The sequence below is a fragment of the Amycolatopsis sp. NPDC114505 genome (assembly GCF_055633615.1).
Genome location: NZ_JBVKDV010000003.1, coordinates 1384193 through 1405878, shown reverse-complemented (window position 1 = coordinate 1405878; position 21686 = coordinate 1384193). Strand labels below are relative to the sequence as shown.

Annotated in this window: 25 protein-coding genes; 9 read left to right on the top strand and 16 right to left on the bottom strand. The window is 71.8% G+C overall.

The features are described from left to right. Window positions 1–3: 3 nt before the first annotated feature. From ACZ7OU_RS35735 to ACZ7OU_RS35700, 8 genes are all read right to left on the bottom strand, one after another. On the bottom strand, window positions 4–369 hold the full coding sequence (locus ACZ7OU_RS35735) for a DsrE family protein (RefSeq protein WP_470242744.1): 366 nt from the start codon (window positions 367–369) through the stop codon (window positions 4–6). 81 nt (window positions 370–450) lie between these two features. After that, on the bottom strand, window positions 451–2007 hold the full coding sequence (locus ACZ7OU_RS35730) for an HD domain-containing phosphohydrolase (RefSeq protein ID WP_470258620.1): 1557 nt from the start codon (window positions 2005–2007) through the stop codon (window positions 451–453). A 114-nt stretch (window positions 2008–2121) separates the two neighbouring features. Then, on the bottom strand, window positions 2122–2868 hold the full coding sequence (locus tag ACZ7OU_RS35725; RefSeq protein WP_470258619.1) for an SDR family NAD(P)-dependent oxidoreductase: 747 nt from the start codon (window positions 2866–2868) through the stop codon (window positions 2122–2124). Beyond that, entirely contained in the window at window positions 2865–3785 is a 921-nt protein-coding gene (gene kce, locus ACZ7OU_RS35720; RefSeq protein ID WP_470258618.1) for a 3,5-dioxohexanoate:acetyl-CoA acetone transferase, read from the bottom strand. The genes ACZ7OU_RS35725 and kce overlap by 4 nt, the downstream gene beginning before the upstream one ends. Next, window positions 3785–4624: an LLM class flavin-dependent oxidoreductase gene (locus tag ACZ7OU_RS35715; RefSeq protein ID WP_470258617.1), complete on the bottom strand. Its 840-nt coding sequence runs from the start codon at window positions 4622–4624 to the stop codon at window positions 3785–3787. The genes kce and ACZ7OU_RS35715 overlap by 1 nt, the downstream gene beginning before the upstream one ends. Beyond that, on the bottom strand, window positions 4621–5391 hold the full coding sequence (locus ACZ7OU_RS35710) for an HpcH/HpaI aldolase family protein (RefSeq protein ID WP_470258616.1): 771 nt from the start codon (window positions 5389–5391) through the stop codon (window positions 4621–4623). Before ACZ7OU_RS35710 ends, ACZ7OU_RS35715 begins: the two co-directional genes overlap by 4 nt. Next, window positions 5388–6251: a cupin domain-containing protein gene (locus tag ACZ7OU_RS35705; protein WP_470258615.1), complete on the bottom strand. Its 864-nt coding sequence runs from the start codon at window positions 6249–6251 to the stop codon at window positions 5388–5390. Before ACZ7OU_RS35705 ends, ACZ7OU_RS35710 begins: the two co-directional genes overlap by 4 nt. A gap of 12 nt (window positions 6252–6263) precedes the next feature. After that, the gene (locus tag ACZ7OU_RS35700) at window positions 6264–7154 is read right to left on the bottom strand and encodes a DUF6282 family protein (RefSeq protein WP_470258614.1); all 891 of its coding nucleotides are present in this window, start codon (window positions 7152–7154) and stop codon (window positions 6264–6266) included. Between the two features lie 150 nt (window positions 7155–7304). Here ACZ7OU_RS35700 and ACZ7OU_RS35695 point away from each other — a divergent pair, with 150 nt between their 5' ends. Beyond that, window positions 7305–8666 (top strand): MFS transporter, encoded by a 1362-nt coding sequence (locus ACZ7OU_RS35695; protein WP_470258613.1) that lies wholly within the window; start codon window positions 7305–7307, stop codon window positions 8664–8666. Continuing rightward, a complete protein-coding gene (locus ACZ7OU_RS35690) occupies window positions 8667–9674 on the top strand; it encodes a hypothetical protein (protein ID WP_470258612.1) in 1008 nt (335 codons plus the stop codon). It begins immediately after the preceding gene. On the opposite strand, the gene ACZ7OU_RS35685 is transcribed toward ACZ7OU_RS35690, so the two are convergent. The 3 genes from ACZ7OU_RS35685 to ACZ7OU_RS35675 form a co-directional block, all read right to left on the bottom strand. Beyond that, complete coding sequence (locus tag ACZ7OU_RS35685; protein ID WP_470242734.1) at window positions 9641–10432, bottom strand: IclR family transcriptional regulator; 792 nt, start codon at window positions 10430–10432, stop codon at window positions 9641–9643. The two genes, ACZ7OU_RS35690 and ACZ7OU_RS35685, sit on opposite strands and share 34 nt — an antisense overlap. An 814-nt stretch (window positions 10433–11246) precedes the next feature. Continuing rightward, window positions 11247–12443, bottom strand: a complete 1197-nt coding sequence (locus ACZ7OU_RS35680; RefSeq protein ID WP_470258611.1) for a hypothetical protein — start codon at window positions 12441–12443, stop codon at window positions 11247–11249. Window positions 12444–12691: 248 nt separating this feature from the next. After that, a complete protein-coding gene (locus ACZ7OU_RS35675; RefSeq protein ID WP_470242732.1) occupies window positions 12692–13642 on the bottom strand; it encodes a hypothetical protein in 951 nt (316 codons plus the stop codon). Between the two features lie 175 nt (window positions 13643–13817). Here ACZ7OU_RS35675 and ACZ7OU_RS35670 point away from each other — a divergent pair, with 175 nt between their 5' ends. The 5 genes from ACZ7OU_RS35670 to ACZ7OU_RS35650 are packed head-to-tail and all read left to right on the top strand — an operon-like array spanning window position 13818 to window position 17427. Further along, complete coding sequence (locus tag ACZ7OU_RS35670; protein WP_470242731.1) at window positions 13818–14066, top strand: PLD nuclease N-terminal domain-containing protein; 249 nt, start codon at window positions 13818–13820, stop codon at window positions 14064–14066. Continuing rightward, entirely contained in the window at window positions 14063–14965 is a 903-nt protein-coding gene (locus ACZ7OU_RS35665; RefSeq protein ID WP_470258610.1) for an ATP-binding cassette domain-containing protein, read from the top strand. The genes ACZ7OU_RS35670 and ACZ7OU_RS35665 overlap by 4 nt, the downstream gene beginning before the upstream one ends. Then, window positions 14962–15645 (top strand): hypothetical protein, encoded by a 684-nt coding sequence (locus ACZ7OU_RS35660; protein WP_470258609.1) that lies wholly within the window; start codon window positions 14962–14964, stop codon window positions 15643–15645. The genes ACZ7OU_RS35665 and ACZ7OU_RS35660 overlap by 4 nt, the downstream gene beginning before the upstream one ends. Window positions 15646–15670: 25 nt before the next feature. Further along, a complete protein-coding gene (locus ACZ7OU_RS35655; RefSeq protein WP_470258608.1) occupies window positions 15671–16786 on the top strand; it encodes a sensor histidine kinase in 1116 nt (371 codons plus the stop codon). Beyond that, entirely contained in the window at window positions 16783–17427 is a 645-nt protein-coding gene (locus ACZ7OU_RS35650; RefSeq protein ID WP_470258607.1) for a response regulator, read from the top strand. The genes ACZ7OU_RS35655 and ACZ7OU_RS35650 overlap by 4 nt, the downstream gene beginning before the upstream one ends. Here ACZ7OU_RS35650 and ACZ7OU_RS35645 read toward each other — a convergent pair. Beyond that, on the bottom strand, window positions 17424–17981 hold the full coding sequence (locus ACZ7OU_RS35645; RefSeq protein ID WP_470258606.1) for a PadR family transcriptional regulator: 558 nt from the start codon (window positions 17979–17981) through the stop codon (window positions 17424–17426). The genes ACZ7OU_RS35650 and ACZ7OU_RS35645 overlap by 4 nt on opposite strands. Window positions 17982–17987: 6 nt before the next feature. Then, on the bottom strand, window positions 17988–18377 hold the full coding sequence (locus ACZ7OU_RS35640) for a nuclear transport factor 2 family protein (RefSeq protein WP_470242725.1): 390 nt from the start codon (window positions 18375–18377) through the stop codon (window positions 17988–17990). A gap of 163 nt (window positions 18378–18540) precedes the next feature. On the opposite strand from ACZ7OU_RS35640, the gene ACZ7OU_RS35635 reads away from it, so the two are divergent. After that, on the top strand, window positions 18541–19383 hold the full coding sequence (locus ACZ7OU_RS35635) for an intradiol ring-cleavage dioxygenase (protein ID WP_470258605.1): 843 nt from the start codon (window positions 18541–18543) through the stop codon (window positions 19381–19383). On the opposite strand, the gene ACZ7OU_RS35630 is transcribed toward ACZ7OU_RS35635, so the two are convergent. Genes ACZ7OU_RS35630 through ACZ7OU_RS35620 form a run of 3 tightly spaced genes read right to left on the bottom strand, consistent with a single transcriptional unit; the run spans window position 19380 to window position 21191 of the window. Then, window positions 19380–19745 carry an Ohr family peroxiredoxin gene (locus ACZ7OU_RS35630; RefSeq protein ID WP_470258604.1) on the bottom strand — a complete coding sequence of 122 codons (366 nt, stop codon included), beginning with the start codon at window positions 19743–19745 and terminating at the stop codon, window positions 19380–19382. The two genes, ACZ7OU_RS35635 and ACZ7OU_RS35630, sit on opposite strands and share 4 nt — an antisense overlap. A gap of 34 nt (window positions 19746–19779) precedes the next feature. Next, window positions 19780–20532 (bottom strand): SDR family oxidoreductase, encoded by a 753-nt coding sequence (locus tag ACZ7OU_RS35625; protein WP_470258603.1) that lies wholly within the window; start codon window positions 20530–20532, stop codon window positions 19780–19782. Window positions 20533–20588: 56 nt separating this feature from the next. Beyond that, the gene (locus ACZ7OU_RS35620) at window positions 20589–21191 is read right to left on the bottom strand and encodes a hypothetical protein (protein ID WP_470258602.1); all 603 of its coding nucleotides are present in this window, start codon (window positions 21189–21191) and stop codon (window positions 20589–20591) included. 71 nt (window positions 21192–21262) lie between these two features. Here ACZ7OU_RS35620 and ACZ7OU_RS35615 point away from each other — a divergent pair, with 71 nt between their 5' ends. After that, the gene (locus ACZ7OU_RS35615; protein ID WP_470242720.1) at window positions 21263–21670 is read left to right on the top strand and encodes a cupin domain-containing protein; all 408 of its coding nucleotides are present in this window, start codon (window positions 21263–21265) and stop codon (window positions 21668–21670) included. Window positions 21671–21686: the final 16 nt, after the last annotated feature.

Here is a 21686-nt window from a genome sequence, read left to right as displayed (position 1 = left end):
GCTTCAGTAGCTGAACGTCGTGACGGGCTCGTCGCCGATCCACTCCCACATCGGCACCGTGCCGCCGAGGGACGCGTTGGCGACGAGACCGTCGTCGGTGAGGTGGCGGGCGGTGAAGCAGATGGGACAGACCAGGAAGCGGCCGCCGGCGGCTTCGTAGCGCTTGACCAGGTCGGCCAGCGGTGGGCAGCCTTCGCACGCCGTGGCCTGGGCGAAGCCGTCGAGCGCGAGCCGGACCGCCTCCTTCGTGAGGAACATCAGGGTCGCGCGGTGCTGTTCGGCGGCGCCGACCGCGACGAGGAACGCGACGGTGACCTTCTCGGGGTCTTCGAGTCCGGTGGTGAGGCTGATGACGGCACGGGTGGGCATGATGAGCTCCTTTCGAGGGGCTCTGCTTTTGAGAGACTCAGCCTCGTTCGCGCCCGGCCGTCGCCGCATGGGGCGGATGCCTCATCTTCCGGGGAGGCCGCTGATCCCGTGCTCGAGCGCGAACAGCCCGGCGCCGGTCCGGTTGGACACCCCGGCCTTGGCGTAGATGTGCTCGACGTGGTTGCGGACGGTCTTCTCGCTGATCGACAGCGTCCGCGCGATCTCCCGGTTCGAGCCGCCGCCGGCGAGCAGGCGCAGCACCTCCACCTCGCGGCCGGTCAGCCCGGCGGGGTGGGACGGCCGTCGTCGCGCGTGCCCGGCGGCCCGCAGGACGGCGTCGACGGCGTGCGCGTCCAACCGGGACTCCCGCGCCTGCTGCCGCAGGATCTCGGCCGCGTCGACGGCGTCGCGCGCCGGGCGGTGCGGCCGCGGTTCGCGCAGCGCGTGGTAGACGTCGGCGGCGGCGAGCAGCCGCGCATGCGGCGCCAGTGCCGCGCCGGCCGCGCCGAGCGGGTAGCCGGAGCCGTCGAGCCGCTCGTGGTGCGCCGCGGCGATGACGGCGACCTGCTCCAGACCCCTTACGCGGCGCAGGATCCGGCCGGTCAGGTACGGGTGCAGCCGGACCCGCTCCCACTCGGCCTCCGACAGCGGGCCCCGCTTCTCCCAGATGCTGGTGGGCACGCCCATCCGGCCGAGGTCGTGCACCAGCCCGGCGCGCCGGACGAGCCGGACGTCCGCTTCGGGCAGGCCGCTGCCGCGGGCGGCCTCGGCGGCGAGGGCGGCGACACCGCGCGAGTGGCCGAGGGCGAACGGGCACTTGAGGTCGGCGAAGTCGCCGATCGCGGTCAGCAGGTCGTCCAGTTCGGTGTCGGTGAGCGTCCGGTCGCGGTCGGGCGCCTGCTCGAGGGCGGCCGTCCAGACGTCGTCGTCGAGCAGGCCGCCGAGGATGTCGCCTGCGGCGCCGGTGAACGCCGTCACGACGGCCGGGTCGAACTGGCTGCCGCCGCGCGCTTCGGCCATCGCGACGGCGGCGGGGACCCCGCCCCGGCGCAGGTACACCTCGGCGACCTCGGCGAGGTGCACGACGCGCACCTCGATCGGGAGCTCGTCGCCGCGGGCGCCGGTGGGCAGGCCGCTGCCGTCCCAGCGTTCGAAGGTGCCGGCCAGCGCGGCGCCGACGTCCGCGCCCAGCCCCAGCCGGTCGGCGAGGCGTCCGGCGGAGGTGCAGTGGGAGTGGATCAGCCCGGCGAGGCGGCCGCGCGCCCTGGCGACGAACGCGGCGGCCACCACGGCCCGCGCGACCGGAGCGCGGTCCCGCCCGGCGTGCGTCGCGAGCAGCCGCAGGAACGGAAGGCCGGCCCAGTTCACGCGGTAGGTGGCCGAGCGGAAGGCGATGTCGTCGCCGAACCAGCCGGCGAGCTCGTGGGAGTCGGCGTGGCAGCCGATCCAGGCGACGAGGGTGGCGTAGAACGTCGTGCCGCGCTGCTCTTCGTCCAGGCCGAGCCGTTCGGCGAGCCGGGTCGCGATCAGCGCGGAGCGCAGCATGTGCTCCATGGGCTGCCCGAGCCCGAGATCGATGGCGAGCGACAACGCGGCGAGCACCTCGGCCCGCCGCGGCCCGCTCGGCTGGACGGCCATGGGCACCGCCTCCTCCACCGGAAGCGTGCCACGTGGACGGTCGGTGACCAAGCCGCTCGCCACGGGCGACCATCCGTGACGACGAGGTGGGGCGGCCGCGGCCGCCCCACCCGCTCAGGCCGTGAAGCCGCCGTCCACCGGGAGGACCACTCCGCTCAGGTGGCTGGCCCGGTCGCTCAGCAGGAACGCCGCCGTCGAGCCGACCTCCGCGCCCGTGCCCGCCTTGCGCAACGGCGTCGCCGCGATCCGGGCCTCCACGCCGCCCGGGATCGTGCGGCGCAGCTCGTCCAGCATCGGGGTCTCCGTCGGGCCCGGGGCGATCACGTTGACGCGGATGCCCAGCGGCCCGAAGTCGTGCGCCGCGGTGCGGGTCAGGCCGATCACCGCGTGCTTCGTCGCCTGGTACGCGCCCATGCCCGAACTCCCGCGCAGGCCGCCGATGCTGCTCACGTTGACGATCGAGCCGGAGCCCTGGCGCTCCATCACCGCGACCTCCGCACGCAGGCACAGCCACGTGCCCTTGACGTTCACCGCCATGATCCGGTCGAAGTCCGCTTCGGACACCGAGTCGAGCCGTCCGCCGCCGCCCATCGCCGCGTTGTTGAACGCGCCGTCGAGGCGGCCGAACCGCGTCACCGTCGCCGCCACGAACGCGTCCACATCGGACGCCGAAGCCACGTCACCGGTCGTGTACGCGACGTCGTAGTCGGCCAGCTCGGCGGCCAGCTTGGCCAACGGTTCCTCGTTCCGGGCCACCAGCATCACCGACGCGCCGTCGGACGCGAACACCCGCGCCGCGTCGGCGCCGATGCCCGAACTGGCCCCGACGACCAGGACCACCTTGCCGGTCAGCAAGCTCATACCGCTCCTCCTCGCAGTGCCAGCATCGCGCGGGCGTCGGCCGGGGTGGCGATGGGCTTGCCGATGTCCTCCACCACCGCCCGGATCTTCCGGACCTGCTGGGCGTTGCTCTCCGCGAGCTTCCCCTTGCCGATCCACAGGCTGTCCTCCAGGCCCACCCGCACGTGCCCGCCGAGCCACGCGCTGTGCGTGCCGAAGCCGATCTGGTCGCGCCCGGCGGCGAACGCCGAAAACGCGTAGTCGTCGCCGAAGAGCTTGTCCGCGATCCGGACCATGTGCTCCAGGTTCGCGTGGTCGGCGCCGATCCCGCCGAGGACGCCGAACACGCCCTGGATCAGCAGCGGCGGTTTCGCCAGGCCGAGCTCGACGAAGTACGCCAGCGAGTACAGGTGCCCGATATCGTAGCACTCGTACTCGAACCGCGTCCCGGACTCGCCGAGCGTCCGCAGTGTGTGCTCGATCTTGTCGAAGGTGTTCACGAACGGCTTCGAGTAGGTGTTGAGCACGTACGGCTTTTCCCAGTCGTGCTTCCACTCCGTCACCTTGTCGGCGATGCCGGAGTAGACGAAGTTCATCGACCCCATGTTCATCGACGCGAGCTCCGGCCGCAGCCGGTAGGCGGCCGCGAGCCGTTCGTCCATCGTCATCGACGACGCGCCGCCGGTGGTGATGTTGATGACCGCGTCCGTCTCCGCGGTGATCCGCGCGACGATCTTCTCGAACACGTCGGGATCGGGCGTCGGCCGCCCGTCCGGTTCCCGGGCGTGCAGGTGCACGATGGCCGACCCGGCCTCGATGGCTTCCAAAGCCGCGTCGGCGACCTCGTCGGCGGACAGGGGCAGGTGCGGGCTCTGCGACGGGATGTTCACCGAGCCCGTGATCGCGGTGGTGATGATGACTTTCTCGGCCGTGCGCATCAATCCTCCTCGGGTGCGAGCGCCCGGTAGGCGTCCAGCTTCGCGTCGTCCAGCGGGCCGACCAGGCTCAACGCGACCTGGGTGGCGCCCGCGTCGTACTGCGCCCGCACCGCCTCGCGCACCTGGTCCGGGGTGCCGTAGGCGACGAGCGCGTCGAGCAGGCGGTCGGACCCCGGCGGCGCGAGGTCGGCGTCGGTGAACCCGAGCCGCTTCAGCTTCGCGATCTGGTGGGGGAGCGTCAGGTAGTAGGCGAGCCGGTCGCGCGCGACCTCCCGCGCCGCCGCCCGGGAGCGGCCGACCACCGCCCACTGGACGACCGACAGGAAGAGGTCTCCGATCGTTTCGCGCGCCCAGCGGGTGTGCTCCGGCGTGACGAGGAACGTGATCAGCCCGTCGGCGCGCTCGGCCGCGAGCCGCGTGATCCCCGCCGAGTAGGCGCCGAGGACCCGCGGTACCCCGTGCGCCACCTTGTCGACGCCGTCGAGGTACTCGCGCAGGAACGGGAGCGGTCCGACCCCGCGTTCACGGACCGCGCCGCTCACGCCGAGCCCCAGCACGTAGCGCCCGGGGTAGCCGGCCGCGAGGTCCCGGGCCGCCGACCCCGCCGACTTCGGCACCCGCTCGAGGGCCCGCGCGACGCCGTTGCCGACGATCAACGTCGACGTCGACGCGAGCACCAGGGACGCCGTCGTGAACGCCTCCCGCCCGTTGACTTCGGGAATCCAGACCATCCGGTGGCCGTACTCCTCGAGTGCTCGCACGAACCGCACCACTCCGTCGTGGTCGAGGTCGTCCAGCTCGGCGATCGACAACGCCGTGCGCGGCAGGGACAGCGTCATGCGGTCGCGTCCCGGAACGCCGTGACGAGGGTTCGCGCGGCGTCGGCCAGCATGGTCGTGTCGTTGCTGAGCAGGACGAAGTCGCAGCCGTCGCGGACCGCCTGCGCGGCCTTCTCCGGCACCCCGCCGAACGCCAGCCCGCACTTCTTCCCGGCGGCGTGCGCGGCCGCGATCGCCGAGGCGATCAGGTCGAGCACGTCCGGTGACGCCGGCGTCGACCCCATCGACATCGACAGGTCCGCCGCGCCGACGAACACGGCGTCCACCGTGTCCAGCGCGAGCATCTCGGGTGCGGCCTTGATCGCCTCGACGCTCTCCAGCTGCGGGATGCACAGCACGTCGTCGTTGCCGACGGCGAGGTACTCGGCGGTCGGCTTCAGCCCCCACGCCCCGGCCCGGCTGGTGCCGCCGGCGCCGCGGACGCCGTGCGGCGGGAACCGGCACGCCCGCCCGACGGCCGCCGCCTCCTCGACCGTGTCGACGTGCGGGACGAGGATGCCCCTCGCGCCCGCGTCGAGGATCTTCTGGATCGTCGACGGCGTCTTGTCCGGCACCCGCACGATCGGCGTCATGCCGAGCGCGGCCGCGGTGTTGATCAGCCGGTACGCCGTCACCAGGTCCAGCGGTGCGTGCTCCAGGTCGACGACCACGAAGTCGAACCCGGCGAACGCCATGATCTCGGCGGGCTCGGTCGAGGCGATCTTCAGCCAGGTGCCGACGGGCGTGGCGTCGCGGGTGAACAGCCCGCCACCAGTACGGGCGCTCACGGCATCGGGTAGTCGTCGGCGTTCAGGACCCAGCCCGGCTTCTCCGAGAAGTCCACGCGCGGCGGGCTGAAGATGTCGATCAGCTGGTTCACGCCCGGGTCGCTCGCTTCGGACGTGTGCACGGTCGGCGGCGGGATGACCGTCACCGACGGGCTCCCGATCCGGACGTGCTCGTCCTCGCGCCAGGTGCTGCTGTCGGGCAGCCACGGCGTCCGGATGTGGTGGACGTACTCGCCCTGCACGGCCAGCGAGAGCTGCTCGAAGTCGTCGTGGTGGTGCGGAGACAGCTTGTGCGGGTCGCGCGGGCCGTCCTGCAGGGGCAGGAAGTTCACCATGAACGAGCGGGTGCGGAAGATCCGCCCGAACCGCTTCGGGTCGTTCGGCACTTCGGACAGCGGGTAGAAGCGGACGCGCGCCTCGGCGGGCGCAGGCCAGCGTTCCAGCAGCGTGACGCGCGGGTGGTCCTCGGCGTAGGCGTCCGCGTTGGCCGGCTTGTCGCGCCACGCCGGTTCGGTCGCTTCGACCAGCCGGACCAGTGGCCCGTCGCCGTGGACGCTGATCCGCGACGCGCCCGGCGGGACCACGACGAGCCCGGGGGAGTCCACCTTGGTCGCGCCGTCGCCGGTCAGCACGGTGAAGGCGGGGGAGGCGTCGGTGACGACGATCGCCAGCTCACCGTCCAGGGTGCCGTTGTCGAGGTCGTCGCCGTCGCGGGCGTCGGTGTGGATGAGGATGACGTTCTGCGCGCGGACCACCGGGCTCGTGCGCAGGTCGAGGTACTGCGCGGCGGTGATCCGGGCGCCGCTGTCGGGCCGGGCGGCGGTGGCCAGTGCCGAACGGGGATCGTCCTTTTCGTACACGGGGAGGTCCTTTCAGGCGTCGAGGTTCAGCAGGTACGTCGGGTTGTCCCGGACCATCCGCCGCAGGTCCTTCTCCGGCAAGCCCAGGTCGAGCAGCGCCTCGCCGACGCGTAACCACGCGTCGACCGGCTTCGGGTTGGCCTTCTGGCCGAAGTCCGACGCCAGCACCGTGTGCTCCGGGCCGAGCGCCTCGATCCAGGTCAGCAGGTTCTTCGGGTCCCACTTCTGGGTGCCCTCGGGGTCGTACATGCCGACCTCGTGCTCGATGAACGCGCCCAGCTCGATCAGCTCGCGGCACAGGGCCGGGTCGGCGCCGATGACGAAGTCCGGGTGGCTGACGACCATCCGCTTCATGCCGCGCTCGTGCGCCTCCTGGAACAGCGTCTTGATGTACTCGGGGTACATGTGGCCGCCGTTGAGGACCGCCTGCTGCTCCTTGATCTCGTCGAGGATCTCGAGCGCCTCGGGCTTGAGGGCGCCGTCGCCGTCGACGATGTCGATGCGCTCCAGCGTCAGCGGGACGGTGGTGGTCGGGAAGGCGCCGTCCTCGGGGTGGCAGTCGATGTGCCGGCCGGAGGAGATGGTCGGGAACCAGACGACCTTGCCGCCCATGCGCAGGGTCATCCGCACAGCGTGGACGTTGAGCCCGCCGACCGTGCTGTTGAGCGCGATGCCGCCGAAGGCCTGCGCCTTGACGCCCTCGAGCCGGCCCTTCATCGCGAGGACGTCCATCTGGGTGTTGTGGTGGTGGGACTTCGCGACCATGGCGCGCATCCCGATGCGCGCGCCGTCCTGCGCGGCCTCGACGTGGTCGAAGCGGCGGGGGAACGGGCTGGGGCCGGAGTGGACGTGCATGTCGACCAAGCCGTCCAGGACGGAGGCGATGGCGGGACGCGAGCTCATGAGCGGCCTTTCGGTTCACATTATGAAGTCAAAGTTCACTATAAGACCGGCTGTCAACCCTGTGACCGCTCTTGTGTATCGACGGACGCATATTTAGAGTGTCTGACGTTCACTTGGTGAACATTCAGTTCGGAGCAACGGAGGACGCTGATGTCCACACCGCCCAGCGCCGCAGAGGCGGCCGCCCGTCCCGGTACCCCGCACGGCCCGGACGCGGCCAAGGTGCGCGCCGCGGTCCGCGGCGGGACGCTCGCCTACTTCGTCGACCAGTTCGACATCTACCTGCCGATCGTCGTGCTGGCCCCGGCGACGGCGTACTTCCAGGCGGCCAACCTCAGCGCGAGCACGACGGCGCTGCTGGCGTCCCTGGTGTTCGCGTCCACGCTGATCGGCCGTCCGCTCGGCGCGATCATCTTCGGCCACTTCGCCGACACGGTCGGGCGCAAGCGCACGACGCTCGTCGCGGTCGGCGGCTTCGGCATCATCACGCTGCTGACCGCGTGCCTGCCCGGGCACGAGACGATCGGGATGTGGTCGGTCGGCATCCTCATCGCACTGAGGTTCGTCGACGGCATCTTCCTCGGCGGCGAGTACACGACCGCGGTGCCGCTGGCGATGGAGTGGAGCCCGAAGCACAAACGCGGTCTCTACGCCTCGATCATCACGTCGACCTCGCCCGCCGCGTACGCCGTGATCGCCGCGATCACGCTGCTGATGCTGCAGCTGCTGCCGGCCGCCGGCCTGCACAGCGCGTACGTCCAGTGGGGCTGGCGGATCCCGTTCTTCGTCGGCGCGCTGCTGGCGGCGGTGCTGTTCCGCTACTACCAGAAGCAGGTCCACGAGCCGCCGTCCGAGCTGACCGGCGAGAAGCACAAGCTGCCGTTCGTCCGGCTGGTGAAGAAGTACCCGCGGGCGCTGGGCCAGGTGTTCATCCTGATGACCGGCACGTGGCTCGCGACCAACATGGAAGCCGCCGTGACGCCCGCGCAGCTGAAAGCGCACCTCATGCTCTCCAGCAAGGAGGTCACGCTGACCATGCTGGTCATCAACGCGGCCGCCGCGCTGTCCTACCCGGTGTTCGGGGTGCTGTCCCAGCGCATCGGCCGACGGCGGTTCTACATCGGCTACGGCTTCTCGATGGTCGTGGTCGGCGCGGGCTCCTACACGCTGCTGATGGCCTCGAACGGCGGCTTCGGCGCGGCGCTCGGCTTCGGCGTGCTCATCGGCGTGTTCACCGTCGGCACGTTCGGCCCGATCGCGGCGTACCTGACCGAGCGGTTCCCGGCGAGCATCCGCTCGACCGGCTACGGCGTCGGCTACAGCCTCGCGCTCATCGCCCCCGCGTTCTACCAGTTCTACCTGCAGCGGTTCGACGGCTTCATGCCCGCGCACCTCGCCCCCGGCGTCCTCATCGTCCTGGCCGGCCTGCTGATCAGCCTCGGCGGCTTCCTGGGCCCGGAGACCAAGGACGTCGACATGGCCGACGACAGCACCATTCCGGCACTGTCCTAAGTGGATCTCGGAGGACTGGTCGCCGCCAACCCGGTGTGGGTCGGCTCTTCGGAGCTGACCATGACCCTGGACGGCATCACCGCGTGCGTCGACGCGGGCGCCGGGGCGGTGGTGGCCAAGTCGGTGAACGAAAGCGCCGCCGCCCGGCGCCAGCTGGACATCGCGGACTACGCCTTCGTCGCCGGCGACGGACAGGTGCGAGAGCCGGGGGCCGCGTTCCTGGGCGACGGCCTGCTGAACCGGTCCGGGCTCGCGCAGGTGGACCTCGACGACTGGCTCGGCATCCTGGCCGCGGGCGTGGCCCACGGCGCGGCGCGCGGCTGCCCGGTGATCGGCAGCATCACCCTCGGCGACCCGGTCGCGGCCGCGCGGATCGGGCGGGCGCTGGGTTCGGTGGTCCCGGCGGTCGAGCTGAACATCGGTGCGCCCCACGGACGTGAGGCGCGCGCGGTGCGGCAGCTGACCGAAGTGGACGGTGTGACGGCGGCGGTCCGGACCGTGCGGGCCGCCGTCGGCGTCCCCCTGTTCGTGAAGCTGCCGGGCCAGGCGTCGGACGTCGTCGCGCTGGCCCGCGCGGCCCGGTCGGCGGGCGCGGACGCCGTCGGCCTGGTCGGCCGCTACCCGGGCTTCCTGCCCGACCTCGACGGCGGTTCGGTACTCGGGTCGTGGGGCGCGTGGAGCTCACCGGGGTGCCTCCCGATGAGCCTTTACTGGGTGAGCAAAGCTTTCCAGGCGTTGGACGTGCCCATCGTCGGCACGAACGGCGCCCGCACCACGTCGGACGTGCTGCGGTTCCTCGCGTCGGGCGCGCGGGCCGTCGAGGTCGTCACGGCGTTGTGGATCGGCGGTCCGGCCGTGCTGCGGGAGCTGGTCGACGGCGTCGCCGGGATCCGGGACGACTTCGTCGGCAGTGCCCTGGCCGGGACGCGCGAGTACGCGGACGTCCCGGCCCCGCCGTCGCCGGCGTGGCTGCCCTACACCGCCCGCTGGACGTCGTCGGGCCGGTAGTGCCCGCCCAGCTCGTGGGTGAGCTCGCGCGCGGTGTCGGCCACGACCCGCAGCTCGGGCGTGTCGTCGCCCATCGACAGGGTGTTGTCCGGGCCCACGATCGCGATCGTGGCGCAGATGCCGTACTCGTCGAAGACCGGCGCGGCCACCGCGACGATGCCGGGCGTGCTCATGGCCGAGCAGTAGCCGGCCGCGCGCACCCGGTCGACGTCGGCGCGCAGCTCGTCGCGGGCCGTGCCGGACAGGTTGCCGATCAGGCGTTCCATCGACAGCTGGTCGGCGTGGTAGGCGAGGAAGACCTTGCTCTGCGCGGTGTCCAGCGGCAGGTGGCTGCCGACCCGCACGGACACGATGACGATGGTCGAGGGGTTCTCCTCGACCCGCGAGACCACCGGTCCGGTGAGTCCCCAGAGGCTGAGCACGACGCTGGTCTGCGTGGCGCGCGAGAGCGCCTGCATGTGCCGCGGCGCGAGGTTGACGACGCGGCGGTGGCCGATCGCGAACGCGCCGAGCTGCAGCAGCAGGCCACCGGGCACGTAGCTGCCTTCGGCACTGCGTTCCAGCAGGCCGGCCGCGACGAGCGACGTGCAGTACCGGTACGCCGTCGTGCGGTTCAGCCCGAGCCGCTCGGCCACCTCGCCGGCGGTCAGCTCCGGCGTCGCCGGGTCGAACAGCGAGAGGATCTGGCTGACCCGGCTCACCGCCTGGATGTCGGCCTGGTCGGCGCGGGCGTCCGGGGACCGGGTCGGTTTGGTCACGGGGAGCCTCCGCCGAAGTCTGGAATCGATGTTCACTTCGTGAACACGGACATCAGGCTACCCGACCGGACGCTTCCCCTTGACCCATCGGATCAATCTCCTCCGAAAGTCGGTTCTGTGGCTCGTTAACGCCATCCGTTGCCATCTGGTCAAGTGTAGACATCCGATGGCTGGCTGGCCATCCGGCCAGATCCCCGGCCGCTCGGCCAGGGAATCGACATCCCTAGAACTCCGTAAGACCTACATGCACAAAGGCAAGCAGAGCACCAGGTCCGACAAGCAGGCAGATCCCCAGTCCCCCGAAGAGAGGCTCGTCCTGCCGGAACATCCTGACCAGCAGCCCGACGGCAAAGACAACAGTGACAACAAGAAGGCTCAACACGACAGCAGACATGAAAGGGAAGTCCTCCGAGAGGGCAGCAGTGAGCACGGCGCCGGAAAACCGGCGCCGGAGAAGGGGGTCAGCTCACGAAGAACGGAGGCCCACGACTGGACTGCGCAAGAGGAGGAGCACCAACGGAAGAAGCCTCACCGGTCCGCTCGAGCAGAGCCGAGAGCGACGGAGGACCAGAGGAGGCCGAAGACGGACCAACGGCGAAGGGGATCGAAGCGGGAACCCGCGGCACCGCATGCCGACCGGACACAAAGGACTGTGACTGCGTCGTGGCCACCGCGGGACCGTCGTACGCGGCAGAAACCCGATGGACGACGGGCGCACCGGCCAGGAACAGCAAGGCAGCAAGCAGCAACCCGAGGCGGTGCTTCCGCCTCGGGTCGCGCTGCTGTCGTAAAGGTCCGATGGGGTCAGGCTACCTCAGCCACCGCCGTAGGTGGCCTGGGTGACCGCGAAGACGTTGCGGTTGCCCGCACCCTCCTGCAGTGACCACAGCAGATCCGCGGCGGTGTCGTCCTCCCAGTACGAGAGGCTTTCCCCGCTGCCCACCCAGGCGAACGTCGACGCGCCCGCGGTCGGCGTCCAGTAGTACAGCTGCTTCGAGCCGGACGAGTTGAACCACCAGCGTCCGTTGTGGGACGCCACGCCGTTGAGCTTGTACCAGGGCAGTTGCAGGGCCTGGCTCGCCGTCGTCGTGGCGGCGAAAGTGCCGGAAGAGGCGAACGGGTACCGGATCGCCCGCGGGGCGCGGTTCGGGTAGTCCGTGCAGCCGGACGGGCACGTGTACTCCGTCATGACGATCGACTTGCTCACCCGGTCGAGGGAGATCGACGACCACGCGAGGTTCGTGCCGGACGTCGTCTTCGACGTGATCGTGCCCACCTGCGGCAGGACGTACGCGTAGTTGTGGGCGTAGTACGTGCTGCCGCTCTGGTGCCCGATCTGGTCGGCCGTGCCACCGGAGTCGGTCTTGAGGATCTTCCGCATGTCGAAGACCCGCATGCCCTTGCCGGTGTCGGCGACGTAAAGGTAGTCGCCGTACCAGGAAACGCCGCCGGCGTGGACCGGGATGTCCTTGAAGTCCGGTGCCGCCGCCGTGCCGGTCGGCTCGACCAGCAGCACCTTGCGGTACTTGTTCGGGTAGGTGGCGTCCCAGTCGACCAGCGTGATCCGGCTGCGGGTCTGACCGCCGTCGCAGCCGTCCTTCGTGTACCAGCTGACCAGGACGAGCTGGTGCCCGTCATAGTTGCCGCTGTTGGCCGTGCCGACCGCGTCGCGGCTGGTCGTGATGCCCTGCGGGTAGTTCGCGCAGTCGGAGTTGTCCCCGCTGTCGAACCGGAAACCCGTCGACAGCCCGGCGACGGAGAACGACGACGGCAGCGCGGTGCGGTCGTGGTTCGCGTTGTCCATGACCGTGTGGACGGCCGCGGTCCCCAGCGTCGAGACCAGCGCGGAGTTGACCGCGTCGAACTGGTTGTAGTTCGCGGCCAGGGTGTACTGCGAGGCGGGCAAGGTCGTCGGCCCGGCCGCGGCGAGCGCCGTCGGCGGAGCGGCGACCAGGCCGGCGAGGATGCCCGCCGCGAGGGCGGCTTTGCCTAGTCGGTGGCGCAATGACATGAGACCCCCAGTAGTCCGATCAATGCCCGGTACACGCTAGAACCGGGCGGGGTGAATGGGCAACAACTTCTCGATGAAAAGGGGAAGATCTTTTCCGCCGCGTCTCAGATTGAGACCTGCGACGCCGGGGTCACGTGCTGTGATCACAGACATGGAGTCCGAACCCGAACCCGACGAGCACCGGGTGTGCTTCGAGCGCGCACTGGTGCCCGCCGGGTGGCAGATCGATTTCGACGACGCCGCCGGGGCTACCAGCTCGACGGGACGTACGCCCAGCCGAGGTAGTCGGAGCGCTGCGCGTACGTGCTCGTCTGGTACACCGACGGGCCGGTGCTGATCGCGACGCCGCCGCCGAGCGCGAGCATGATGTGCCCGTTGCTGGTCGTGCTGGTGAAGAACACCGCGGTGCCGGCCGGGGCGACCGAGCCCGTGTGGATGCGGCCGTTGGCCTTCTGCCACTGGTAGTGCGTGGTGGCCGAGGCGAACCGGCCGCTGGTGCCGAAGGAGCGCTCGACGAACAGCTCGCACTGGTTGTTCCAGTCCGTGTGACCCAGGCGCGCCTTGGCGAACGCGATCGCGCTGTCGGCGCGGGAGTCCGCCGGGTACGCCGAGCCGCCCGCCTTGAGGCCGTCGGTGTCGCAGTGCGGGACACCGCTGACGAACCCGTCGGTCCCGGTCTTGATCAGTGCGTCCGGCACCCACAGGTTGTCGCTGGTGAAGTCCCAGATCTCGTCCGACGCGGTGGCCTGGCAGACCACCGGCACCGACGCGCCGGTCAGGTACTTGTCCGCCACGCTGCCGGTCGCGTCCGCCGCGTCGCCCTTCTTCGCGCGGCCGTTGATGTCCGCCTTCGCCGGGTACGCGTGCGGGGTGGTGCACTGCGGCGCGACCATCGACGTCGAGCCGGTCTTGACGTAGGCGTCCGGGATCCAGAGACCGTCGGTGGTCAGGTCCCAGATGCTGCTGCCGCCGTACTCCGGGCCGCTGTCCTGGCACGCCAGGGTCACCGACGTGCCCGCGGTGTACATGTTCGCGATGCGCTGCTTGCCGACCGCGACGTCCGGGTCCTTGACGGTGCGACCGTCCACTGTGGTCGTGACGGGGTAGGCCGACGCGGCCTGGGCGGCGGGTGCGGCCAGCCCGGTCAGTGCGACGCCGAGGCCGATCGTGGCGACCGCCGCCTTGAGTGTGGTTCTCACGTTTCCTCCATCGGGGATGTGGGGCGAATCGTCGGCGGACGCCGTACAAGAGCCGTACAAGCCCGGCGGGGCGCCTAGTACTTTCCGCCTATCCCGGAGTCGCCGAAGATCGGATGCGCGCGCACGGGCGGGTCGGCGATCGTGGGTCCGACAGACCGACGTGAGGAGAAAGCCCATGCATCCGGCCGCCCTGATCGAAGGCCACGAACAGACCTGGTCGTGGCTCGTGCTCGGCCTGACCGGCGCCGTCCTGCTGGCCTTCGTCGTGCTGTTCTTCGCCGCCCTGATCAGCATCCTCGGCTCGCGGCTGACCGGCGGCATGAAGCTCGTCTGGGTGATCTTCGCCTTCTGCGCGCCGTTCCTGGGCAGCCTGCTGTGGTTCGTGGTCGGCCGGCGGGACGCCTACGAGCCGGCGCGCCGATGATCGTCGCGGAAGGGCTCGCGAAGACCTACCACGGCGGTGCCGGCGTCGACGACCTGTCCTTCACCGTGCGGCCCGGGGTGGTGACCGGCTTCCTGGGGCCCAACGGTGCCGGCAAGTCCACGACCATCCGGCTGATGCTCGGCCTCACGCGCGGCCGCGGCCGGACCACGTTCGGCGGCCGGCCGTACGCGGAGGTCCCCGGTCCACTGCGGACGGTCGGGGTGCTGACCGACGCCGCGGCGGTGCACCCCGCGCGCCCGGCCGCGGCGCACCTGAGGATGGTCGCCGCGGGCGGGGGCCTGCCGGCCCGCCGTGTCCGGGAGGTCCTGGACACCGTCGGCCTCGAGTCCGTCGCGCAGCGGCCCGCCGGCCGGTTCAGCCTCGGCATGAAGCAACGGCTCGGCCTGGCCACGGCGCTGCTCGGCGACCCCGAGTACCTGATCCTCGACGAGCCGGCCACCGGGCTCGACCCCGAGGGCGTGCGGTGGATCCGCGACCTCCTGCGCCGGCTGGCGGGGGAGGGACGCACGATCCTCGCGTCCTCGCACCTGCTGGCCGAGATGTCGCTGCTCGCCGAGGACCTGATCGTCATCGGCGCCGGCCGGCTGGTCTCGGCCGGGCCGCTGAGCGAGTTCGTCGGCCGGCACGCGCGGGCCGCCGTCGTGGTCCGCGTCGAGCACCCCAGCGTGCTGATGGTCGCGCTGGCCCGCGACGGCCTGCGGGTGCGCCAGGAAGCCGCCGAACTGGTCGTCGACACCGACGACACCGAACGGGTCGCGGCGATCGCCGGCCGGGCGGGCGTCGGCGTGCGGGAGCTGTTCGTGCGGCGGAACGGGCTGGAGGACGCGTTCCTCGCCGCGACCGCGGCCGCCGTCCGGCACCGCGGGGAGCTGCCGTGAAGAACGCACTGGCCTACGAGTGGACGCGGGCCCGCTCGCTGCGTTCGACGTGGCTGCTGCTGGCCGCCGCCGGAGTGCTGCAGTTCGCGTCCGGCCTGTACTGGGGCCTCAAACGCGACCTCGGCGACCTCGACGCGGTCACCTCGGCGTTCGGCCTCGTCGACCGGCTGGGGGCGCTGCTGGTCGCCGCGATCGGCGTCGCCGCGTTCGGGCTCGACCACCAGCACGGCACCCTCGCGACCACCCGGCTGGTGCTGCGCTCGCCGGCGCGGATCGTCGCGGCGCGGGCGCTGGTCACCGCCGGGCTCGGGCTGCTGGGCGGGGTGCTGATGGTGGTGCTGACCGCCGCCGGGGTGCTGACCGGCGGGGGCGCCCTGCCTGCCGGCGCGGGGGCGGCAGGCAGGGCGGCGGGCGGGGTGCTCGCGCTGACCGTCCTGTCCGGACTCGCCGGGGTGGCGCTCGGCGGGCTGCTGCGGCACACCGGGCTCGCCGTCGGGGTGTTCGCGGTGTGGACGTTCGTCGCGGAGACGACGCTGGCCACGGTCGCCGACGTGCCGGTGAGGGCGCTGCCCTTCAGCGGCACGGCGCTGTTCGCGCTGCCGGGGACGGCGGTGTTCGCCGTCCTGGTCGTCCTCGCACTGGGCGCGACGACGTTCACCCTGGCTCGCCGTGACGGCTGATCCGGCGCGCCCTAACCTGGGCACGGTGAAGCGCTGGCTGAGCTGGTGGGACGGCCGCGTCGTCCTGCTGGCGCTCGACGTCGCGGTGGCGGCGGCCACGATCGCGTTCAGCCTGCTCGGCGGCGACCCGCGCGACCAGCACCCGGCGCTCTACGTGCCCGCGGTGGTCGTCTCCGGGCTCGCGCTGCTCGCGCGGCGCCGGTGGCCGCTCCTCGTGCTGGGGGTCGCCGCGCTGTGCTTGCCGGCGGGCGTGACACTGCTGCCGGTGACCATCGCGACGTACTCGGTCGCGGCCCGGCACGGCGTCGGCTGGCAGACCGGGGCCGCGGTCGTCGTCGCCGGCGCGACCGGCAACGCGTTCGGCCTGCTGCGGCAGCCGGGGGACCTCATGATGGTCGTGATCGGGCTGGGGTTCTTCGTGCTCGGCCCGGTGCTGGGCGGGCTGTGGATGCACCAGCGCGCGACGTTGCTGGCCGTGCTGCGGGATCGCGCCGAGGAGGCCGAGCGGGCCCGGACGCTGCTGGCCGACCAGGCCGTCTTCGCCGAACGGCGGCGGATCGCGCGCGAGATGCACGACGTCGTCGCCCACCGCGTGACCGCCGTCGCGCTGCAGGCGGGCGCGCTGTCGCTGCGGGCGCCGGACGAGAAGACCGAGCAGGCCGCCGAGACGATCCGGGCCACCAGCGCGACGGCGCTCGACGAGCTGCGCGGCATCCTGCAGGTGCTGCGTGACGACGCCCCGGACCCGGGCCCGGGCGTGCTCGCGTCGCTGGAGGACCTGGTCGCGGAGGTCTCGGCGACCGGCGCGCGGGTCGAGCTGACCCTGCCGGACCCGCTGCCCGCGGTACCCGACCAGGTCGGCCGGGCCGTCTACCGGGTCGTGCAGGAGTCGCTGACCAACGCGGGGAAGCACGCGCCGCACGCGGCCGTCGACGTCCGGCTCGCCGTCACCGGGGAGCGGCTGGCGGTCGAGGTGACGAACCGGCTGACCCCGCACGGCAGCGCCGTCCCGGGGTCCGGCTACGGCCTGGTGGGCATGCGCGAACGCGTCGAGTTGGCCGGCGGTGACCTGCGCACCGGCCCGACGGGTGACGGGCGGTTCCGGGTGCTGGCGGCGTTTCGGGTGGGGGAGGGCGTGTGACGGTCAAGGTCGTGCTGCTGGAGGACGAGGAGCTCGTCCGCAGCGGCATCCGGATGATCCTCGAGTCGGCCGACGACGTCGAGGTGGTCGCGGAGGACACGAACGGCGCGCGGGTGGTCGAGTTGACCGACCGCTACCGGCCGGACGTGGTGCTGACCGACGTTCAGATGCCGAAGGTGGACGGCATCGAGGTGGTCCGGCGGCTGGCGTCGCACCCGGCGGCACCGGCGGTGGTGGTGCTGACGACGTTCGACGTCGACGAGTACGTGTACGCGGCCCTGCGCCACGGCGCGGCGGGCTTCCTGCTGAAGGACACGCCGCCGCGCGAGCTGGTCAACGCGGTCCGGGTGGCGGCGCGCGGCGAGGCGATGCTGTCGCCGAAGATCACCAAGCGGCTGTTGACGGACTTCGCGTCCGGAGGAGGGAACGCGCGGGCCCGGACGCGGCTTTCGGAGCTGACGCCGCGCGAGCACGACGTGGCCGTCCACATCGGACGCGGGCTGAGCAACGCCGAGATCGCCCGGGCGCTGGTGGTGAGCGAGTCGACCGTGAAGGTCCACATCGGACACATCATGGCCAAGCTGGAGGCGGCGAACCGCACCCAGGTGGCGATCCTCGTCCACGACGCCGGGCTGAGCTAGCGCGCCGCCCGGCGTTCGAGGATCTTCAGTGACTGTTCGCACCAGCGGAGGTTCTCCCGCTCGAACGACAGCCCGCGCATCAGCGTCAGGTACGGCCCCACCCGCTCGGCGTCGGCGAGGTAGTCGTCCTCGAAGCGGCCGTCGAGCAGCTTCGCCCGGAGGCGCTCGTACCGGTCGATCTTCGCCTCCGCGCGGGTCATCCGCTCCGCAAGCGCCTGGCGGACCGCCGCTTCGTCGCCGGTGTCGACCGCCTGGACCTGGATCAGCAGCTCGTCGCGGATCACGCCCGGGCGGGGCGGGCGCGCCGTGAAGTCGTGGAGGGCCCGGGTGCCCGCCTTCGTCAAGGAGAACAGTCGCTTGTCCGGCCGCTTCTCCTGGTGGACCAAGCGGGCGCGGACCAGCCCTTCGGACTCCATCCGGTCCAGTTCGCGGTAGAGCTGCTGGGGCGTCGCCGGCCAGAAGTTGGCCACCGACGCGTCGAACCCCTTCGCCAGGTCGTAGCCCGACGCCTCGCCCTCCAGCAGCGCCGCCATCAGCGCATCACGCAGAGCCATAGTGAACTAGTTGAGTGCTTCGCGCTGGATCTGGTCGAACTGGGCCGCCATCGCTTCCGACAGCGCCTGCGCGGCCGACAGCGGGCGGACCATCACGGTGAACTCGTCGATCAGGCCGTCGTCGTCGAAGTGCAGGAAGTCGCAGCCCTCGACGCGCGCGTCGCCGATCCGGGCCTCGAACACGAGTGCGTGGTCACGTCCTTCGCCGCCGCTCAGCTCGCGCACGTAACGGAAGTCCTCGAACACTCGCAGCACGCCACGCAGGATGGCGGACGTGATCGCCTTGCCCGGGTACGGCTTGAACGCCACCGGGCTCCGGAACACCACGTTCTCCGCCAGCGTCGCGGCCATGGCGTCGGGATCACGGGCCTCGACGGCCTTGCGGAAGCTGGTCATGCCTCACCTCACCTAGTCAACTTGTTGAGTATGAGTGTACCGCTCGGCGACCCACAGCGTCACCACAGCTCCGCCACAGGCCCGGCCGCCACCTTGGTTCAAGGCCGGATCAGGCGACCGTCAACCGGCCTTTACTCCCGAACCTGACCGCGAAAGGACACGCATGGACCACGACCATGAAGGACAACGGGTCAGCAGGCGCCGGATGCTCGCCGGGGTGAGCTCGGTCGGCCTGGGCGCGCTCGTCACGGCGTGCGCGGGCAAGAGCCCGGTCACGACGTCCACCGGCGAGACCGTCGCCCTGCAGGCGGTGACCGACGCGGACCTCACCGCGCTGTTCGCCGGCGCGCGGACCTGCACCCTCACCGCGTCCACCACCCAGGGTCCCTACTACTTCGACGCCGACAAGATCCGCAGCGACGTCCGCGAGGACAAGCAGGGCGCGAAGCTGCGGCTCGCCCTGCAGGTGCAGGACAGCGAGACGTGCAAGCCGATCCCGCACGCGGTGGTCGAGATCTGGCACTGCGACGCCGGCGGCCTCTACTCCGGCGCGGAAGCGGCGTCCGGCGGCGGGGGCGGCACCCCGCCGACCGGGCCGCCGCCGACCGGGACCCCGCCCACCGGCGGCCCGCCGCCCGGCGGGGACGCCGACCTCGAGCCGACCGATGACAAGCGGTACCTGCGCGGCGCCCAGGTCACCAACCAGCGCGGGACCGTCGAGTTCACCACGATCTGGCCGGGCTGGTACCGCGGCCGGACGATCCACGTCCACGTGATGGTGCACGTGGGCAACGAAAAGACCCTCACCACGCAGCTGATGTTCGACGAAACCCTGAACACCGCGGTGATGGCGACCGAGCCCTACGCGCAGCGCACGGGCCGGGACACCTTCAACGACGGCGATTCGATCTACCGGCCGAGCATGCTGCTGAAGGTCACCAAGGCCCGTGACGGGTACGTCGGCTGCATCGTGCTCAACGCCGACCCGGACCACGACGGCAGCTAGCTCAGTTTCGCGTACGGGCACAGCGTTTTCGCCCGTTCGACCAGCTCCCGCACGCCGTCCGTGCCCGGCCACGTGACGGCGACTTCGCTGCGCAGCAGGGAACCGGCGCCGGCCGGGTCACGGCCGACGGCCACCGTCACCGCGACGGTCAGCGCGGCCGGGTCGGCGCCGGTCTCCCTCGCGAGCACGCTCAGCGTCGCGTGGAAGGAAGCGGCGTACCCGGCCGCGAACAGCTGCTCCGGGTTGGTGCCGCCGCCTTCCCCGCCGAGTTCGGCGGGGAGCCGGAGGTCCAGCCGGAGCGTGCCGTCGGTGGATCGCGCACGGCCGGAAGCCCGGCCGTGCGCGAGCCGCCCGCCGTCCACCGTGACCGTGGTGGTGTGGAAGGCGGTGAACCCGTCAGGCGCGGGAATCGCGGGCCAGCCAGTCGGCGAGCTTGGTCTCGGCGAGCTTCGCGCCCGGCCCGGGCAGGAGCTCCTCCGGTCCCGGCACCGCGCCGAAGTACGGCGCCTTCGGGTCGGTGACGACCTCGCGAGCGTCGTTGCGCGCGGTCAGCACCGTGCGCACCCACTCGTCGAGCCCGAAGACCTCGGGGCCCGCGATCTCGGTGAGGCCGCCGACCGGCTGCCCGGCCGCGGTCCGCGCGACGGCCGCGGACACCTCGGCCGCGGCCATCGGCTGGACGCCGGCGCCCGGCAGCCGCACGACGCCGTCGGTGGTCGAGGTGTCGGCGATCCCGCCGGCGAACTCGAAGAACTGCGTCGCCCGCACGATCGAGAACGGCAGGCCCGACTCGGTGATCAGCTTCTCCTGCGCGACCTTGGCGCGGAAGTAGCCGACGTCCGGCTGCCGGTCGGTGCCCACCACCGACAGCGCGACGTAGTGCGAGACGCCTGCTTCCTTCGCCGCCGCGACGAGGTTCCCGGTCGAGGTGCGGAAGAAGTGCATCACGTCGTCGTCGGCGAACGACGGCGAGTTCGAGACGTCGATCAGGACGTCGGCGCCCAGCAGCACCTCCTTCAGCCCTTCGCCGGTGAGGGTGTTCACGCCGGTGCTGGGGGCGGCGGCGACCGCCTCGTGGCCGTGCTCGGCCAGCCGCGCGACCACGTTCGTGCCGATCAGGCCGGTTCCGCCGATGACGACGACCTTCATGTCCGTTCCTTCCGCTCGGCGCCGTCCCGGCGGACCCGGGACGGCTGCACAACCCACTAGGACAAGACAGCGCGCGCGTTCGTGACAACGGACCAGCCTCGCAGCTTGGCGGGGTTGAGGACCAGCCAGAGCTCGGTGATCACCCGGTCGCGGGCCTGCCAGAGGACGACCGCCGCGACGCGGTCGTCCACCCGCACGACCAGGCCGGTGGTCCCGTTGACCGAGTGCTCGGCCACCCGCGTGCCGGGGCGGGGCGCCAGCAGGGCGAGGACGGCCCGCGTCACCTCGGCGCGGCCCCGCACCGGCCGGTCCGCGGTGCGCAGCTTCCCGCCGCCGTCGAACCAGGCGGTGACGTCATCGGCCAGCAGGGCGCCCAGTGCCGGCACCGACTCCTCGGCGCAGGCGGCGCGGAACCGCCGTGCGCGGTCGTCGGCCGGCGCGGGCCGCGGGGGAGCGGCGAGCCGGCGCAGGCAGTGGCGGCCGACCGCCCGGGTCAGCCAGTCCGCCGGCGACGCGACGGCCGCCCGTTCGGCGGCGCCGAGCGCGTACCAGGCCCGGTAGGCCTCGTCGGCGACGTCGCCGGACCCGGTGAGCCAGGTGGCGACGTCCTGCAGGTGACGGCGTTCGGCGAGCAGCTCGGCCAGCGCGGGATCGACCATGTCCGTTCGACAAGACGGCGCGCCGGAACGTGACGTGTCACAGCGGCGGGGGCTGTCTTGTCCTCACTGGCATGACCACCCACATCCCGGGGCCGCCCCCGAAGCTGGACGTCGTCGCGACCGTGCCGGGCGCGCCGCAGATCCACGAAAACGCCGAAGCCATGACGATCCTCGTCACGCTGCCGCCGGGCAGCCCGGGCGCGCCGCCGCACCGGCACTCCGGACCGGCCTACGGTTATGTGCTCAAGGGCGAGATCGTCTTCGAGCTGGAAGGCGAGCCCGAGCGGGTCGTCAAGGCGGGCGAGGCGTTCTGGGAGCCGGGCGGCGACGTCATCCACTACCAGGACGGAAACCACCTGTCCGACGCGGAGTCCGCGTTCGTCGTCACGATGTTCTGCGTGCCCGGGCGGCCGATGCTGGAGCCGGTGAGCGCGGAAGAGCTGGCGGAACGGCGCGACCGGCGGGCACCGCGACCGTGACCGGGTGTTCGGGCGG

Coding starts and splice junctions, on each gene's coding strand:
- ACZ7OU_RS35735 (WP_470242744.1), bottom strand. CDS start 369: ATGCCCACCCGTGCCGTCATCAGCCTCACCACCGGACTCGAAGACCCC.
- ACZ7OU_RS35730 (WP_470258620.1), bottom strand. CDS start 2,007: ATGGCCGTCCAGCCGAGCGGGCCGCGGCGGGCCGAGGTGCTCGCCGCG.
- ACZ7OU_RS35725 (WP_470258619.1), bottom strand. CDS start 2,868: ATGAGCTTGCTGACCGGCAAGGTGGTCCTGGTCGTCGGGGCCAGTTCG.
- kce (WP_470258618.1), bottom strand. CDS start 3,785: ATGCGCACGGCCGAGAAAGTCATCATCACCACCGCGATCACGGGCTCG.
- ACZ7OU_RS35715 (WP_470258617.1), bottom strand. CDS start 4,624: ATGACGCTGTCCCTGCCGCGCACGGCGTTGTCGATCGCCGAGCTGGAC.
- ACZ7OU_RS35700 (WP_470258614.1), bottom strand. CDS start 7,154: ATGAGCTCGCGTCCCGCCATCGCCTCCGTCCTGGACGGCTTGGTCGAC.
- ACZ7OU_RS35695 (WP_470258613.1), top strand. CDS start 7,305: ATGTCCACACCGCCCAGCGCCGCAGAGGCGGCCGCCCGTCCCGGTACC.
- ACZ7OU_RS35680 (WP_470258611.1), bottom strand. CDS start 12,443: ATGTCATTGCGCCACCGACTAGGCAAAGCCGCCCTCGCGGCGGGCATC.
- ACZ7OU_RS35670 (WP_470242731.1), top strand. CDS start 13,818: ATGCATCCGGCCGCCCTGATCGAAGGCCACGAACAGACCTGGTCGTGG.
- ACZ7OU_RS35665 (WP_470258610.1), top strand. CDS start 14,063: ATGATCGTCGCGGAAGGGCTCGCGAAGACCTACCACGGCGGTGCCGGC.
- ACZ7OU_RS35645 (WP_470258606.1), bottom strand. CDS start 17,981: ATGGCTCTGCGTGATGCGCTGATGGCGGCGCTGCTGGAGGGCGAGGCG.
- ACZ7OU_RS35640 (WP_470242725.1), bottom strand. CDS start 18,377: ATGACCAGCTTCCGCAAGGCCGTCGAGGCCCGTGATCCCGACGCCATG.
- ACZ7OU_RS35635 (WP_470258605.1), top strand. CDS start 18,541: ATGGACCACGACCATGAAGGACAACGGGTCAGCAGGCGCCGGATGCTC.
- ACZ7OU_RS35625 (WP_470258603.1), bottom strand. CDS start 20,532: ATGAAGGTCGTCGTCATCGGCGGAACCGGCCTGATCGGCACGAACGTG.
- ACZ7OU_RS35620 (WP_470258602.1), bottom strand. CDS start 21,191: ATGGTCGATCCCGCGCTGGCCGAGCTGCTCGCCGAACGCCGTCACCTG.
- ACZ7OU_RS35615 (WP_470242720.1), top strand. CDS start 21,263: ATGACCACCCACATCCCGGGGCCGCCCCCGAAGCTGGACGTCGTCGCG.